The following is a 14,619-nucleotide window of genomic DNA, read 5'->3' on the forward strand; positions in this document are numbered from 1 at the left end:
CGGTTCCGGCGCCCTGCTGAGTTCCGGTTGCCTACATAGGCGGGCAGTTACTAGATACCAACTACTCTATCAGTTGGTAATGACATGCGTGTAATTTAGAGCCGTGTCGGCGCGCCCGGTTTGCCTGGAGTAACCCCAGCGCAGTCGCGCAAGACAGTTTCCGCGAGCACTGTTCCGCGGTGGTGACGGCAATTCATGCTCATCCCCGATTTGTTGGCACCTACTGAGAATTGCTCAAGCTGCGCCACGTCGTAGACATGGCCCGGCCAGTGCCGATCGCCGTCCAACGTGTTGCGCTCTCGGGCAGCGGGAACAGACGCCTGCTCATTCAGGCCGGGAGAGTACTTGTAGTCACGGACAGCGCAAAGGATCATCCCGCCGGCCATGAACGCAGTAGCGATCTGACAACCGCGTTTGCACATGTACTTATGGAGCGTGACGTTAGCGAGCAGGCCCCGCTGTTTCAGTTGCCGGTGCAATTCCTCCATCGCAGCCGCTCGGTCTTCCATCTGACTCAGCAGGGATGCAAACGCTTCTCCGGCCTGGCGGTCCGTCTCGTTCATGCCATTTTCCATTCGATTTTGACCTGCTCCGGGCTGAATCTGGTTCCCTTGCCTGCTGGCAAGACGGTTACACCGGCTAGCGCCCTGATTATCTGTCGTCGGATCCCCAAGGGCTGGCCTGCCCACGCCTCCCCAACGTTGTCGGCGGCGATGACCTCCGCGGCGGGGTTCAGGCTGTTCGCAGAGGACAGGGCGCTCTCCACCTGGTGCAGTTCAGTGCTTAGCCGCCCTGCCTGTTCCCGCACCGCGGAGGGAGAGAGTAAACCATCCGCCAGCATCGCCGCTAGCGCGTCGCGCCTGTCGCGTAGGTCGGTAGCCTTCTGCCGGAGAGCGGCCGTGTCATCCGATGCGGTAAACATTCGGGCGGCGTCGGGACGGGAGAGGCGTCCCACGATAACGGCGTTTACGACGTCGTCCACGAGGTCTAGACGGCGAGTGATGCAGTAGGCGCCGAAGCAGCGGTAGACCATCCATTCCTTTCCCTTGGATTTCATCGGAGAGGCGTACATCTTGTGCCCACATTTGCCGCAGATGCAGATTCCAGAAAGCAGATGCTTGCTATTTAGGTCATCGGGCGCGGTTCGCCGCCGTGGATCCGTTAGTAGCGACTCCAGCGCGTCCTGCGTTTCCTCAGTCAGAATTGGTTGCCACATGCCGCCGGCTTCCATTTCCTCGCCGTTGTAGAGGCGTTTGCCTGAGTAGCGGGGGTTGAGTAGCAGCCGGCGCACCTGCGTTACGCCCCATAGTCCACCCGCCTTGGTGATTGTCCCCTCAGCGTCTTTTCTAACATCTGTGGTCCGGATACCGGCCCGGTTCCATTCCCGAGCGATAGCGGCGAGCGTAGAGCCTGCCAGGACTGCGTCAGCGGCGGAGCGGATCAACTCTGCTTCCTGCTCCACAATGAACACGCCGTGCTCGTTCCTGTCGTAGCCAAATGGGCGCCGCGTCCAAAATGCTTTTCCAGCGACTGCACGTTGCCTGTTTGCCGCCTTCTGACGGGTTCCCTTGTGCTGCACTTCCATTGCGGCGATGGCCGTAAGGATGGTGGCCACTGCTACGCCCGTAGGGTCCCCAAGGTCCAACGAGACACCGTGAACGCAAGCGATATTTACGCGCTTTGTCTTGCCGGCTTCTATGACGCGGGTAAGGTCCCGGATTGTTCTAGTCAGCCTGTCCAGGTGAAAGACAACAACAGCGGTGACGCGGCCAGCGTCGATATCGCGCAACAGGCGTTCAAAGTCCGGGCGCTCCTTGCCGTTACTGGCAGATTTGTCGTTGTCCCGGTAGAGCGTGAGGTTTTCCCATCCTTTGGCTTCGGCCAGTTTGCGACAAGCTGTTTCCTGCCGGTCCACTCCGGCCTCATCCCCGGACTTGTCCTGCGACTGCCGGACATACACTGCAATTTGCATCATGTAGAAAGACTAACAGTTGACAACTACGACCATCATCGCGATCTCCTTCTTGCCCGCAGCTTCCATGAGGTCCCGTTTGGCTGTGTCCCGCACGTCCTGGGCCTGGGCACGAAGGACATCCGCGAGCGGTGTGCCTCGCTCAACTGCGACGATGATGCCGTCAACAAACCTGACCAGTGGCGCCAGATCCGTCCTGCCCGAGAATGCCTGCAGTGCCGTCACCAACGGTTTGCCGGCCCGGGTCTCGGCAAGAATGTTCGAGAACTCTTGGGACAGTTCGCCCTTGGCACTGCGGCAGACCCTCTCAAGCGCTCCGGTTGCGCTCTCCCCTGCGCTGACGGCGAGCGCCATCAGTTCGGCGAGACTCGGGAACTCCGCCATCATTCGTGCTTCCCGCCGACGGACCTGCGCGCCCAGCCAATAGTCACGCAGCATGAAGCCGCCCACGGCGCTGCCCAGGACTGCCAGGGCCGCAAACAAGGGGCTGAACCTCCCGGCTGCTGCTCCTATGAGGATTAAGCCAAGGGAAACCACGAAACCTGCAGCAGCCCACAGGAGCTGCTCCGCACGGAAGTCGATGGAAGATTTGTTGATGCCTGCCTGTGCCAGGCGTCGGGCGGTGGCTCCCGGCGAGGGGTTCAGCCGTCCCAGCGCCGCCATGCCGTCACGGAAAACCGGGCGAAGTATCCTTTCGAGCGGTCCGAAGGGCGTCAGGTTCTGCTCCGCGGAGTTCAGGAGCCGTGATTCGAGGTTCTGGGACCTCAGCTGCGGCTCGATGCGTTCTGTCAGTGTGGTGGCACGCATGAGCGGGGATCTAAACACGACGAGCCATAGGCCGACGCCCAGTACAGCCCCACATACAACTGCCGCCGGCGAAATCCCGATCACCTCAACACCCGCTCATCCTGCGGAAGAGCGCCAATCCTTAGCATGATGGAGTAGCAGACCAGCGAAACCACCAGTCCCCCGAGCAGGACTGCCGCGCCTACAGCCGTGTTGTAAGCCTGCACCGCTTCCGGCCGCGTTGCCAGCAGGATCATGACGATCCACGGGGCAGCGACAGCAAGGCGCGCCGCATTGACGGTCCAGGACTGCCTCGCTTCAAGTTCGCTGCGGGTGCGAGCACTTTCGCGGAGGAATTCGGCCAGCGTACCGAGCAGCCTGCCCAGATCGGAGCCCCCGACCTCGCGGGTGAGGCGCAGGGCCTCGACAATGCGGTCAGCGACAGGGTCGGCGAGCCGGTGTTTGAGCTTGTTCAGCGACGCATCGAACTGGCCTCCCGCGCGATAGTCGGCGGCGAATTCCCGAAAGACGTGCCGCAACTCTTCGGGGCCTTTGTCCCCCAGCTGAATCAGTGCCTCGGGCAGCGGCAAACCGGCGCGTATCGCGGAGCGGAGGTGATCGACGACGTCGGGCCACAACTGTCGCAACAGGGCGCTTCTCTTTTTCGCCCTCCAGCGCAGGACACTGACGGGGAGCCATGCCGCGAACAGCGCGAAGCAGCCAGCGATTGGCCAGGAGCGGCTAATGGCGTAGAACACCAGGGCCACGAAGAGCCCCAGGCCCAAGCACGTACCCAACAATCCGCCCGGAGATACTCTGTCCACGCCCGCGGAGGCGAGAAGATCGGCCAGGCGGCTGGCCTTCCGCTCCCGCGGACCGTGTGCCGGAGACTCCCAGCAGGACCACCAGATCAGGAAGAGGCCCGTCCCTGCCGTCACCCCCAGCAATGCTGACGTCATCGCGGATCCAGCAACGCCGCGACGTCGTAGCCTGCCCGGTTGAACTTTTCAGCGGCAGGCATCGAGTTGGCCCTGGCCTGCAGGGTGCCATCCATCATGGTGAACACCGGGGAGGACTCGATGATGCCGTTTTCGACGCGGCGGCCCAAGGACAGGATCTCGGTGACCTCCCTGCGTCCGTTGGCGTGCCGGCTGCAGTGCACCACCAGGTCGATGCAGGATGCGACGGTGGGGACAACAAAGGCGCTAGTGTTCTATGTCATGTCACCATTAGAGGAGACCAAGAGTCATCCTCCGGTGGTCTCGTCGAACGCTTCTAGCTCCGGAACCCCAGCCCCGTACTTACAGTCCCTGACGAGGAGCTTTTGAGCCGTTATGGGCAGAGCGTTAGGACCCCATTGAGGATCTTCGAAAACGTTCCCTTTAAAAAAGCACTCACTGAATGTAACGGTTCTCGAAGCAGCCCTCACAAACATTGAACCCGCTTCAAAACGGCACTCTTCGAAGATCACATCCCATCCCGGCGCGATCACGCTGAACGAGCCACCTTGGAGACTAAAATTGCGGATTCGCACCAGCTTCTGCTTTGCCGGCTTCGGGGAAGGAGTAGTCACCTTCTCCCCATCAAAATTTCTCTCTTGAAGGATGATCGAAATCGAACCGCTTTCCAGCACAGAATCAGTCAAATGGAACCGGGAGCCATCCATCTCTAGACAGGTGGCGGCATAACCAAGAAAACCACCTCGAACGTCTACGTCTTTAAGGCTCGCGAAATTGCAACTTGTTGCCCCCCGAATCCGCAATGCGCCAGGCCTCTCAATAACCACACCATCAAAGGAGGGCGCAGCCCCTGTAATGTCTAAAGCAATATTGCATCGCCCCCAAAACCTTTTCTCCGCGGTTTTCCCGTTGAGCCGGGTGGAGACCGCGTCAAGAGTGGCAGAACGGAGTTCTCTTCGGGCCGAGTCGCTCTCCCCCGGCTGAGCAGATCGGAAATAGGCTCCAAGCAAGTCGATACAAACTTGCCGCTCATCATCGTTGCCAATCACTGCCCAGTCATCTGCCAAGGCAGCCAAGCTGTAGATGCCAGCCATCCGAACAGCCAGATGATCGGAGCCCAGCTGCTCCACCGTCTTCACATAGCGAGATCGCAACTCCGCCGTTACAGTGTCTTGGCGCCTGGACTGATCCAATGCGTGCTGCTTGTTGGAAAGTTCTAAAGCGGCAGCTGCAGTCTGCTGGGCTTTTGCAGACGTGAGTTGCGCTTCCGAAGCTATGAGCTGGGTCTTCTCCGCGGTTTGTTGACGTCGATAGGAGAAGAATAGTGTTACGCCTACGCCCAGTGCGGCAGCGGTTGTTACAGCATTGCGAACAATTTCAAACCACTTGTCCTGGCTTAGTCTCGGTTCGTGGGACAGGGGCAATAGACTTGCGGTTTCGTATGCGGCGAAAAGCCAGATCATGCCACCTACGACGGCGAGCGAAGCAAGAAAGCCGAAGAGAAAGACGAACGGAAGCCGCATGGGTTCCCGCTTTCCAGACTCACGCAGAAGTGGCAATTCTTTTCCCCGATCCTTAGCCCAGCTGAAAGGTCAGATTACTGGAACAACGACCTTTCCGAGGCGGGGCACTCCGAACTTTCTTAGGGGGCTTTAAGAGACGAACCGCCCCTTGAGCTCGTCAGGAGCAGCGGTATGGCTGGGGTTCGCAGGGTTACAGAATATCAATTCGCGAGGGCCTTCACGACTGCCCCCATCGGCGCAATTAGCCTCAGCGTGTTGGGTATCAGCTGCATGCCGGGAAACTGATAAAAGCGCACCAAGTCCGCATTTGCAGCATCGACTAGGAACAGTTGGACAGGACTGCTGTGGTGCGCGGATGCTGCTTCGGAGAGGGCCTGTCGCAACAAGAGCTTTCCATGCCCGTTGCCCTGCACAGGCTTGGCCAACCCCATCTGGCACAGCAATATCCCTATCGACTGCCCATCCCGGGACCCGCTTCGAAGACGGCTAGAGTACCCTTCCGTGGCCACGATCACAGTCTTCAGGGCGAAGAACCCGACTACAACTCCAAACGAATCCAGGCAAACATGAGTAGCAACGTGTTGGGCATTCGCTAAGGCCTGCGTTTGAAACCACTCGTCTACTGATTCCAAGCCGCAGACCATGCGCGAAATATCGTGATTTGCGTGGAGTTTCTCCACCACGTCCCAAGGCGGTGTCACGAAGCCCAGTACGCTCGCATCTGCTCAGCAATTGCGTCCTCGTCCAAGCTCTCCACAAATCCCTCGGGGACCAGCACCACAGCCTCGTGGAAGACACGCTCCTGTGCTGGGACCTTCTGCCTGAAGAAGCTAACCATGGACTCGTCAGGAATCGTTACCCTGTAGGAGTTATCCATGTAGTGCTGTTTCCATGGGTCTTGGCAATGAGTCAGGTTGCGGAGCTGCCCGGCTGAACAATCCTTGTACTTATCCCAAACCGCATCCAAGAAGTGGGCGACATCCTCTGGGACGTGAACCCGCTGCTGTGCAACATGAGTACCCGAGGCGGCCAAGATCTGTCGGGTGCCGTTGTACTTTCGATAGGTCCTGTACACCACAGGGCCATGTTCAAACGCTTCAACGTCCTCATTGAAGAGTCGTTCATTAGTCGAAGCAAGATAATTGGCCTGCGCAAAATACAGAAGCTTCTGCAGCTTCAGATGGGTGACGTCGGGCTCTTCCCTGTCGGCGTCCCGAGTCAAAAAGTAATCTGCCACATCGTCAACATTCAGGTCATGGCTGAAGAGAACGCTGGCTTCATCACTGGCGCTCATCACCGCTCACATCCCCCCGGTACCCTTACCGACACGTACTCTGCCCCACTGCTGGCCCTATTTTGCAAGCAACTTTTCGCTTGCATTATCCACACCCCGCGCGTAGCTACTTATGAAACAACCTTACATCCCACCTATGACACCAAGGAACATGTAAGGGGTGCGATCCCTATTACTATGCGTGAAAGTGTGGCATTAGGTAGGGTGCAAGGCAAGCCCACCCGCGTGTTCGGCGAGCTTGCCCTGCATCGGGGTGCTGGCGAGGCCGTTCTGCGAGCAGTCACTGGCACGACTCGCAGCCTCCCATCGATCCGAACCGTTCAGCGAAAGGAAAAGCTCGGACGGTCGGTGACGTTGACACCCGACTTACTCCCCCGGTTGGGTAGCCTTTTTCGGTTTAGAGGCGCTGACGGCTCGTTTGGCGCCGCTGGCCACATCTGACACTGAGGTGTCAGTAGCGTTCAAGCGTGCAGCCTGGGCGTCGTTCTGGACGTTCATAGCCCAGGCCGGGAGTGCTTCTCCAGGTACGAACACCACCTCGTTCCCGGTGTCCGGGTGGACGGTGTGCAGGTACCCCTGCGAGATCCGCTCAGCCCCGCCACCGGTCGTCAGACCCGAGACGCCGATCTCCGGCACTGCCACAGCTTCCGCTTCCTCCCGGCTCAAACCGTGGTCCCGCAGTTCCTCGCTACCTTTGCTCATCACAGCGCCCCTTGGATCGCGCGGTACACAGCGAAGGCTGCTGGACGGGCGGGCTGCACATCGCCTCTCCAGTGAGCCACTATGCCGATCTGGCCCGTGTCCGCGTACTTCTCAGTCAGAACCTGGATCGTGATCCCGAGCCGCTGGCCGATCAGGAGCTGGTTCCAGTCGCCCACGAACAGATCCGTCGCGCGGTTCGTCATGGTTCCCTGAGTGTATGAAGGCACTTGGTTCGTCATGAGCCGCGGCAGGCCGTCCACGTCCGCCGGGAGCCTCAACGGCTGGCCGGTGGTGTCGTTGGCTCCGGCGTACTGCCGGGCCAGCTTCGCGTTCCAGATCAGAGCCGTAGGTTCCTCGTTCGCGTAACGGACCTTGAAGATCGTGTCCAGCACTTCGTTGTAGTACGTGGCCGCCGTCTGGGCCGTACCGTTGGCCGCAGCACCCAGGACGTTCCCCGGCAGGACTGCGTTCAGCGCTGCAAGCACGCCGCGCGGGTTCGGCGGTGTGGGGAGGTTGATTGAGCCAGCGCCCGCGACAATCCCGCCATAGAGACCAACCAGGTCGAGCCGCTGAGCCATCGCTTTGGAAATCGCGTCCTTCACAATCCGATCAGCGTTGGAAGCGTCCTGGAACCATTCCAGTGAGCCGATAACGAGAGTGCTCATGGTCGTGGCCGTCAGCGTCACGTTGTCGAACGTCGGATCACTCGGTGTGATCGCAGATGCCTCAGCGCGGAAAGCCGCCGTGGGATCCCCGGTCAGCCGGCCAATCTTCACGGTCCCGGCGTCCATCGGGATGATCGGAGCACCGGCCTGCATCACAGCGGACTTGTTCCGGGCCAGGTCGATCAGCTCCGCAGACCATACCGTCGGAATGACTGCTGCGCCGCCTGTCGTGGACAGGGCACGGATCATGTTGCCGAGATCCCCGTACTGGCTGACAGCGTGGTCCTCGTTCGGCTCTTGGTGTGCGGCGACCACGGGGTGGGACCGGAAGCTTTCATCCCGGCGAACCGCCGCGCGCTCCCCTGTGGCCTCGTAGACGAACGTCCCGGCACGGTTCTGGGCAGATGCTCCCCCGCCCAGCAGTCCGGCGTTCGCGCTCCTGACCTGCTCTTCGAACTCATCCTGGCTGCGGAGCTGCGCCTCGCAGGCATCGATCCTCTCCGCTACCTCGTCGAGGCCCCGGGCCTCGTCCTGGGTGAGGTCCCGGTTCTCGCTCTGCGCGTGATCCATGATCTTGCGGGCCTCGGCCCTGTGGGCGTCGAGCTTCTCCCAAATCATTTGCTTCATTGTCTTTGCCACGTCAATGGCCTTCCTTGGAAACCGCGCACTGGTGGCGCGGAAAGGTGAATGGTTGGTGTTTCTTCCCGGGATGCACTCGACGCCGCGCCCAGTGGCGCTGTAGCTGGTGCGGTTCACGCTGCCAGCGGCGGAGGGGTTCTCCGTGTGGTCCAACATGCGGTGGGTGTCGCCCTGCCGCGGGTACTGCCGCTCGCTCCCACTTACTTCGCCCGGGTGGTTTTCGACCTGCCCGCCGCGGTCCGTGGAAGCTCGCTTACCTCCAACTTTATCGCGCCGCGCTCAGCTCCTTCATGAGTGAAAGGAGATCCCGCGTCGACCGGCGCATCAGGTCCTGCCGCTGCCCCGTTGACCCTATGTGGTCAATCAGGCGGGCCGTCGTCATCGCCAGCGAAGCCAGCGACTCCCCATACGCCGACAGCGCCCCCAGACCGTCGATCCTCCGCAGCGTCAAGGCTTCCAACTCCCCACCCCCGGTCACCGGCAACGGCGCTTCCCTCTGCCGCTTCCGCTCCCGGTAGCGGGCCATCGAATCAGCCTGGGCGCGACCGCAAACACTGCACCGGCAACCCTGCTTCCAACCGCGATAGCCGTGCTTCACGACCTGCTCCTCCATAGTGACTCACTCCCCTATGCCCTACCCGGCGCCAGATCCGCGGAAATATATTGTGGACCACTGCGCGGTGGTCCAGCTTTCTCTCTGCTCAAAAACCCGGGCCCCTTTTTCGACCGCTTCTGTCTTCGGTTCCGCTTCTCCTGATCGCTTGGAGCCCTGTGGGCCTCCCTAGGCCTTTGGAAGGTCCTCCGTGGGTGTTTGCCCATCTGTGAGGCTGTGGCGAGGTGTGGGGTGTCGCTGGCTGTCCGTCTCCCGTAGGTCATGCCTCAACGCGTCGAGTATCTGCTTGCGGTGAGTATCCATATTCACCGGGAACCAATGCAATGTGTCCTGCTGGATTTCCTTGTGGTTGGTTGCCGCCCGTTGGACCAACTCTGCTACTGAACTAAGTTGCCAAGTGGCAGAGTCGAGAGCCTCCTGCAATTTGGGGTCGTCGTTGAAAAGCGCCACATGCGCCGCCGCTGCTTTGAATCTCACTTCAGCTTCCATCGCATGCTGCAGATCCCACTCGATCGGCTCCGCTGTGAAGGCCTTAGTAACCAGCACTTGGTATTCATCCATGCTCAGCAGGAGGTTCCGGTAATCCTCTTCCTTCTGGATGCGAAGGGACTCCTGCCGTGTGTGGTCCTTTTCAAGCTCCCACATCACGCGTTGGGCGTGATGGGTTCGCGCCGCGTTCCGGTTGGTGGAATATGCCGTGATGCCTGCGCCGACTAGACCGGACGCCACAACTCCTCCGGTGGAAATCAGGAGTCTCATAGTTTCAGGGTCCATACCCAGACATTAGCTTCAAGTGTTTCTTCGGTACGTCATCATTGTTCCGCGTCGGGTTCCGGGAGATTGCCGTCGACGGCTTCCGCTTGCTTGATCAGGTAGTCCAGAATCTGTTCCTGTTGCGGTCCGGCGGTCACGGCCTCGATGATGCTGATTGCCGTCATGAGTAACCCCTGCGCCTCGGGCAACGTCCTGGGAAGGAGGGCTTCCCCCGCTTCAAGGTCGCGTTCGAACGCTGCCCGGCGGAGGGCGATTATGGTCTGGATTGCTGCTGTCGTGCTCATTGACATGATGCTTTTCCCTTCGTTGTACGTCCGGCTGGTGGACGCCTGTGTGCGTTCGTTTTGCCCAAAGTGCGCGCTGGTCAAACCACCACGCCCTGATGAGCACAGAACTGACAAAACCTCGAACCCTTATTGACCTGCCCCTGATTCAAAGCGCCTTGGCAGCCGGTAGTGGCGCACGGATCCCCGAACCTCGGCGACGACTCAGTCCACGAGCCCTGAGGAACTTTCTCAATTTCAGGAGCTTCTTTCTTAAAAGCTTTCTGTTCCTGGCCTGTCCTGTACCTGTCCTGGGATTCTGAACTACTTTCTTCACCGCTTTCTGAACTCTTGGATGCACTACCGGATGCACTCCCGTCTGAACTTTTAGATGCACTCCCGGCTTTCATCGAGTCGCAGTTCTTCGGCTCACACAGGGAATGGTCACCGTGCTTGCACGCAGTCCTGCGCCGTTTGTCGGCCTTGTTCTGAGCCGTCTTGTTGCGGACCCACAAGGGCGGTGCATGGTTTTCCTCGAAGTCGAGAACGACGTATCCGCCCCCTTCGGCCTCTATGAGCCAACCGGCTTCCACCAACTGGGCAAGGCTCCCGGCAGGGTCGGAAACATCACTGCACCGCTCCGCCTGGACCTGGCTCAGATACCCGTCCCAGGACTCAAGCCGTGAACAAGTGCCGATCATGGAAGTCAGGTGATGCCTTGTTTCGTACGAGAGCTTGACGTAGCGCGGCTGTTCAAAGAAGTTATCGTCGTACCGCGTCCAAGCCATCAGGCCACCCCCTGCTTCAGTCGGCAGACCGGTCCCAGCTTGGCGGAGACGCTACGCGAGTTCCACAGCGGAGCATTGCACCGGCGGAAGCGGCAGCAGAGACTAAGCCCGAACGCGGCAGCGGACTTGCGGAGTATCTCCAGCGTTACGTCAGTGGGGTTGACGTGGATTGATCCAGTAGGAGCCACGTCGGCCGTAGAATTAGAGAGGTCGCCCAGACCACTTTGTATCCCCTCGGATCCCCCAACCGAGGGGATTTTCATTTCGCTCATGCCGACTTGCCCCCCGGCCTCAAAAGCATGGTGATGGCATCGACCTGGGCGTCTTGGAGAGGCGGCGCTTCACTGACAACGCGCTGGATGTACTGTGCGATATTCGCGGCGGCAAGGTCACGCCGCGCTTTCATCAGCCCCGGGGCGTCACCCCGGCGTGCTGCTACTCCGACCGCTGCACGGGCTTTAAGAACGTCCGCAGACATGAAAAGCTCCCTTGTGAAAAGCAGCATGTTGCTGCAACCTTCACCGGGAGCTGTTAGGCCACTTCACCAATATGGTGCCCTGCATCTTGCGGATCATGCGTTCATGCTTCGGAACTCACTTGTGTGGAACTCGAGCAAATTCAAGAGGCTTCCGCTGCCCCTGCATACTTACATTATAGGTCTAGGTCATCCACTTACAGGTCAGCTTGCCGTTGCCTGTGGTCAGAGCTTCAACCGCTGCCCTAATGCCGTATACGGCGCTCCTGCTTTGAGTTCTCCCGCAGCGGAGGCAGCAGATAGTGACAGAACCCCACTGTACGAATGGCCGCTCGACCGCGGGCCGGTCGTCAAAAGTGTCCCCGTCTCCAGGTTGGGCCAGCACATCGTAGAAAGCCTTCACCGTCGATTCCGCGAATGGGGCCTCCGCGATCATCAGGTAAACAAAAGACCCGGTGCCGTGCCCCTTGCAGCGCAGCTCTATGGCTGGCGTCCTGTTTGTATTCGCTATCGTGTGCTCTCTGACAAGAGCTAACAGTTCTGGAGCTGTGGTTATCGTCTTGAACTCATCAGGGGGATCCCCCACTGGGCCGCCGCGTGCTGTAAGCGTCACGCCCTTGGCGAAGTAGTGCACCTTATCCGACCTTCCACTCGATGCGGACCCGGTTAGGATCGAACACCCGCGGGGCGCTCCTCCGAATCGGATCCACAATAGGCACCATCAGAGCGTCAATGACTGCTCGCTGTCGTTCGAGCCCGGCCGCTTCCCACCAGCCGCGGACGTTCTCCGACGCTGTAGAAGGCACCACAGAGGCTCGGGCAGCTATCGCCAAGTCATGACTAATCGCTTCCAGCCTGGATCCCACGCGCTGGTTTATTGTTTCCAACTGCTTACGGGTAGTAAGGCCATCTGCGAAGCTGTCGGCTGCTTCGTCCATCCTGGCCCGCAACGTCGCCGCCTCGCTCTGTAAAGCATGCTGCTGCTCAGCATCTCGAGGGTCATTCAGTCTGGCGAGCACACCGGGCGTATTTAGACGCGCAATCACGGTTTCAGAAATGAGGTGCTCCACTGGTTCCGCCATTTGGAACGCGTGTCCCGATCCTGTGCTGGGGCATTTGTAGTAGAACTTGTCGCGAGATGTTCCTCCCCCGGCGCGGGAAGATGTTTTCATTGCTCCCCCGCAGTTTCCACACCGCAGCAGCCCGGCCAACAGGTGTTTCACGCGGGAGTCTGTCTGAGAACGTCGGGACGGGTTTGTGATGATCGCACAGACCGCCCGCCATTGGTCCTCGGTAATAATTGGCGGAAACGAGGATATTCCCACTACTTCGCCTCGATAAGCGGAAAGCCCCGCGTTTGTAGGCCGCAGGAGAAGGTTCCGGACGCTCGTAGAGGTCCATTTCTGTCCCCGCCGAGTGGAGACACAGCGGGCGTTCAAATCTTTCACTATGGAGCCTATGCTGGCCCCGGCAATGGTAGCTTCTATAGCCTTCCGGATCTCTGCAGCGTCCGCCTCCACGACAATGGCCTCTTTGTCCTTCAAAACCCAACCAAACGGCACAGGACCGCCCGAGAACGCTCCAGCCTGCGCGAGCTGCAGCTTCTTGCGGACAATGCGTTCGGATTTGTGTTCAGACTCGTACCTAGCCCAAGCTCCGAGCGTCCGGGCGACCGCCCGGCCAGACGGCGTGCTCAGATCGATCTCCCCTGCCCTTGCCGTGTGCGTTGCAATGCCGTGCTTCTCAGAAAGGTCAATGTATTCCTCAAGTTCGCGAGGCGACCGGTGGAGCCGATCTGTGTGCCAGGCGATGACCCTGCTCACGATGCCGCGCCTCATTGCCTCGAGAAGCGCACGGTACTGCGGCCGTGCTTTCCCGCTGAACGCACTTATGTCGTTGTCCACGAACACATGGGCGACTTCCCAGCCGAGCGCCTGGGCAACTTCCCGACAATCTTCTTCCTGGCGCTGCACGCCTAAACCGGCTCCTTCCCGGTCCTTTGAGATGCGGCAGTAGATCGCTGCTCTTACTGCAGGCGCCGGCTTTGTGGTCATGTAATAAGCGTAGTGCTTTGACATCAAGAACGCTTGAGATGTTTTCTCCCGCGAGCAGGGGCAGGGTGCAGATCTTCGTGACGGCGTCGTGTGCTGAATTTGCATGGACGGTGCACATGCCTGGAAGGCCACTGTTTAAAGCGATCAGCATGTCCAGGCTCTCCGCCTCACGGACCTCGCCCACCACCAGCCGGTCGGGCCGCATGCGAAGGGCTTCCTTGACCAACCGGCGAAGCGGGATCTCGCCTTCACCCTCCAGGTTCGGCTGCCGGCATTGGAGGCCGACGACGTCGCGCAGGGGAAACTGCAGTTCGAAGATCTCCTCAACGGTGATCACACGTTCCCGGCTGCCGATGCTCGCTGCCAGGCAGTTCAGCATCGTGGTCTTGCCGGCCTGGGTTGCACCGGAAACCAGGATGTTGAGGCCGCTTGATACGGCTGCACCCAGGAAACGGGCTGACTGCGGCGTGAGCGTGCCGAGCTCGACGAGATGTTCAAGGCGGCTGGCCTTCACCACGAACTTCCTGATGTTCACTGCCCAGTGCTTGCGTGTCACATCGGGAATGACGACGTGCAGCCTGGAGCCATCGGGAAGTGCTGCGTCCACAAAGGGAGACGACATGTCCAGGCGGCGCCCTGAGCTCTTGAGCATCCTCTCCACCAGGTCCCGGACCTGCTGCTCGGTGAGGCTCAGGGAGGTAAGTTCCGATTCGCCGTTGCGGGCCACAAAAATTTCATTGGGCGCATTGAGCCAGATCTCCTCAATTGAGGGATCGTCCAGCAGGGGCTGCAGCACGCCGAAGCCGGCAACAGCATCGAAGAGGAACCGGCGCGCTGCATCGAGTGGACCAATGGGAGGAAGAGGTCCCATGAGCGCTCGCTCGTCGTAGTCCGTAACCGCTGCCTCAACAAGCCGGCGCACCTCACCAGCCTGGTGCAGCGGATCCAGCCCTCGACGACGGATCAGCTCACGGACCTCGTCCTCGACAATTCCAAGCGCGTCCATACGTTCCCCAATACAACTGCCGCCCCCGGCGGAGGCAGTGCAACTGGGATAAAGACTAGGGACCATACAACATGCTGCCAAGTCATAAGGATTGTCTGTGGATAAG

At 59.9% G+C, this 14,619-nt stretch carries 16 protein-coding genes and 2 pseudogenes; 1 reads left to right on the top strand and 17 read right to left on the bottom strand.

Going from position 1 to position 14,619, the window contains the following annotated elements:
* Nucleotides 1–95: 95 nt before the first annotated feature.
* The 13 genes and pseudogenes from SMD14_RS13035 to SMD14_RS13095 all read right to left on the bottom strand — a co-directional run bounded on the left by SMD14_RS13035 (nt 96) and on the right by SMD14_RS13095 (nt 10,211).
* Nucleotides 96–563, bottom strand: coding sequence for a hypothetical protein (locus tag SMD14_RS13035; protein ID WP_321213906.1), 468 nt, complete (start codon nt 561–563; stop codon nt 96–98).
* Nucleotides 560–1,975 carry a recombinase family protein gene (locus SMD14_RS13040; RefSeq protein WP_321213907.1) on the bottom strand — a complete coding sequence of 472 codons (1,416 nt, stop codon included), beginning with the start codon at nt 1,973–1,975 and terminating at the stop codon, nt 560–562. The genes SMD14_RS13035 and SMD14_RS13040 overlap by 4 nt, the downstream gene beginning before the upstream one ends.
* Before the next feature lie 9 nt (nt 1,976–1,984).
* A complete protein-coding gene (locus tag SMD14_RS13045; protein ID WP_321213908.1) occupies nt 1,985–2,863 on the bottom strand; it encodes a type II secretion system F family protein in 879 nt (292 codons plus the stop codon).
* Nucleotides 2,860–3,717: a type II secretion system F family protein gene (locus tag SMD14_RS13050; protein ID WP_321213909.1), complete on the bottom strand. Its 858-nt coding sequence runs from the start codon at nt 3,715–3,717 to the stop codon at nt 2,860–2,862. The genes SMD14_RS13045 and SMD14_RS13050 overlap by 4 nt, the downstream gene beginning before the upstream one ends.
* Nucleotides 3,714–3,968, bottom strand: a pseudogene (locus tag SMD14_RS13055) (CpaF family protein); the annotation flags it as partial. The pseudogene SMD14_RS13055 and the gene SMD14_RS13050, both read right to left, overlap by 4 nt.
* A gap of 36 nt (nt 3,969–4,004) precedes the next feature.
* Complete coding sequence (locus tag SMD14_RS13060; RefSeq protein ID WP_321213910.1) at nt 4,005–5,240, bottom strand: hypothetical protein; 1,236 nt, start codon at nt 5,238–5,240, stop codon at nt 4,005–4,007.
* A 200-nt stretch (nt 5,241–5,440) separates the two neighbouring features.
* On the bottom strand, nt 5,441–5,923 hold the full coding sequence (locus SMD14_RS13065) for a GNAT family N-acetyltransferase (protein ID WP_321213911.1): 483 nt from the start codon (nt 5,921–5,923) through the stop codon (nt 5,441–5,443).
* A 14-nt stretch (nt 5,924–5,937) separates the two neighbouring features.
* Nucleotides 5,938–6,534 (bottom strand): type II toxin-antitoxin system antitoxin SocA domain-containing protein, encoded by a 597-nt coding sequence (locus SMD14_RS13070; protein WP_321213912.1) that lies wholly within the window; start codon nt 6,532–6,534, stop codon nt 5,938–5,940.
* Nucleotides 6,535–6,900: 366 nt separating this feature from the next.
* Nucleotides 6,901–7,236, bottom strand: a complete 336-nt coding sequence (locus SMD14_RS13075) for a hypothetical protein (protein WP_321213913.1) — start codon at nt 7,234–7,236, stop codon at nt 6,901–6,903.
* Nucleotides 7,236–8,519, bottom strand: a complete 1,284-nt coding sequence (locus tag SMD14_RS13080) for a phage major capsid protein (protein ID WP_321213914.1) — start codon at nt 8,517–8,519, stop codon at nt 7,236–7,238. Before SMD14_RS13080 ends, SMD14_RS13075 begins: the two co-directional genes overlap by 1 nt.
* 286 nt (nt 8,520–8,805) lie before the next feature.
* Nucleotides 8,806–9,153 (bottom strand): hypothetical protein, encoded by a 348-nt coding sequence (locus SMD14_RS13085; RefSeq protein ID WP_321213915.1) that lies wholly within the window; start codon nt 9,151–9,153, stop codon nt 8,806–8,808.
* A gap of 168 nt (nt 9,154–9,321) precedes the next feature.
* Nucleotides 9,322–9,912, bottom strand: coding sequence for a hypothetical protein (locus SMD14_RS13090; protein ID WP_321213916.1), 591 nt, complete (start codon nt 9,910–9,912; stop codon nt 9,322–9,324).
* A gap of 53 nt (nt 9,913–9,965) precedes the next feature.
* Nucleotides 9,966–10,211 (bottom strand): hypothetical protein, encoded by a 246-nt coding sequence (locus tag SMD14_RS13095; protein ID WP_321213917.1) that lies wholly within the window; start codon nt 10,209–10,211, stop codon nt 9,966–9,968.
* Between the two features lie 503 nt (nt 10,212–10,714).
* Here SMD14_RS13095 and SMD14_RS13100 point away from each other — a divergent pair.
* Entirely contained in the window at nt 10,715–10,876 is a 162-nt protein-coding gene (locus tag SMD14_RS13100; RefSeq protein WP_321213918.1) for a hypothetical protein, read from the top strand.
* Between the two features lie 370 nt (nt 10,877–11,246).
* Here the strand turns inward: SMD14_RS13100 and SMD14_RS13105 are convergent, their stop codons facing one another.
* The 4 genes and pseudogenes from SMD14_RS13105 to SMD14_RS13120 form a co-directional block, all read right to left on the bottom strand.
* Nucleotides 11,247–11,456, bottom strand: coding sequence for a hypothetical protein (locus SMD14_RS13105; protein ID WP_321213919.1), 210 nt, complete (start codon nt 11,454–11,456; stop codon nt 11,247–11,249).
* Between the two features lie 181 nt (nt 11,457–11,637).
* Nucleotides 11,638–12,087 carry a hypothetical protein gene (locus SMD14_RS13110; RefSeq protein ID WP_321213920.1) on the bottom strand — a complete coding sequence of 150 codons (450 nt, stop codon included), beginning with the start codon at nt 12,085–12,087 and terminating at the stop codon, nt 11,638–11,640.
* A 1-nt stretch (nt 12,088) separates the two neighbouring features.
* Nucleotides 12,089–13,612 (bottom strand): recombinase family protein, encoded by a 1,524-nt coding sequence (locus SMD14_RS13115; protein ID WP_321213921.1) that lies wholly within the window; start codon nt 13,610–13,612, stop codon nt 12,089–12,091.
* Nucleotides 13,527–14,513, bottom strand: a pseudogene (locus tag SMD14_RS13120) (CpaF family protein); the annotation flags it as partial. The gene SMD14_RS13115 and the pseudogene SMD14_RS13120, both read right to left, overlap by 86 nt.
* Nucleotides 14,514–14,619 lie beyond the last annotated feature (106 nt).

Source organism: Pseudarthrobacter oxydans (assembly GCF_034258515.1).
Classification (GTDB): domain Bacteria; phylum Actinomycetota; class Actinomycetes; order Actinomycetales; family Micrococcaceae; genus Arthrobacter.

Coding starts and splice junctions, on each gene's coding strand:
- SMD14_RS13095 (WP_321213917.1), bottom strand. CDS start 10,211: ATGAGCACGACAGCAGCAATCCAGACCATAATCGCCCTCCGCCGGGCA.
- SMD14_RS13050 (WP_321213909.1), bottom strand. CDS start 3,717: ATGACGTCAGCATTGCTGGGGGTGACGGCAGGGACGGGCCTCTTCCTG.
- SMD14_RS13075 (WP_321213913.1), bottom strand. CDS start 7,236: ATGAGCAAAGGTAGCGAGGAACTGCGGGACCACGGTTTGAGCCGGGAG.
- SMD14_RS13035 (WP_321213906.1), bottom strand. CDS start 563: ATGAACGAGACGGACCGCCAGGCCGGAGAAGCGTTTGCATCCCTGCTG.
- SMD14_RS13090 (WP_321213916.1), bottom strand. CDS start 9,912: ATGAGACTCCTGATTTCCACCGGAGGAGTTGTGGCGTCCGGTCTAGTC.
- SMD14_RS13115 (WP_321213921.1), bottom strand. CDS start 13,612: ATGCAAATTCAGCACACGACGCCGTCACGAAGATCTGCACCCTGCCCC.
- SMD14_RS13060 (WP_321213910.1), bottom strand. CDS start 5,240: ATGCGGCTTCCGTTCGTCTTTCTCTTCGGCTTTCTTGCTTCGCTCGCC.
- SMD14_RS13070 (WP_321213912.1), bottom strand. CDS start 6,534: ATGAGCGCCAGTGATGAAGCCAGCGTTCTCTTCAGCCATGACCTGAAT.
- SMD14_RS13080 (WP_321213914.1), bottom strand. CDS start 8,519: ATGATTTGGGAGAAGCTCGACGCCCACAGGGCCGAGGCCCGCAAGATC.
- SMD14_RS13100 (WP_321213918.1), top strand. CDS start 10,715: ATGGTTTTCCTCGAAGTCGAGAACGACGTATCCGCCCCCTTCGGCCTC.
- SMD14_RS13040 (WP_321213907.1), bottom strand. CDS start 1,975: ATGATGCAAATTGCAGTGTATGTCCGGCAGTCGCAGGACAAGTCCGGG.
- SMD14_RS13105 (WP_321213919.1), bottom strand. CDS start 11,456: ATGTCTGCGGACGTTCTTAAAGCCCGTGCAGCGGTCGGAGTAGCAGCA.
- SMD14_RS13085 (WP_321213915.1), bottom strand. CDS start 9,153: ATGGAGGAGCAGGTCGTGAAGCACGGCTATCGCGGTTGGAAGCAGGGT.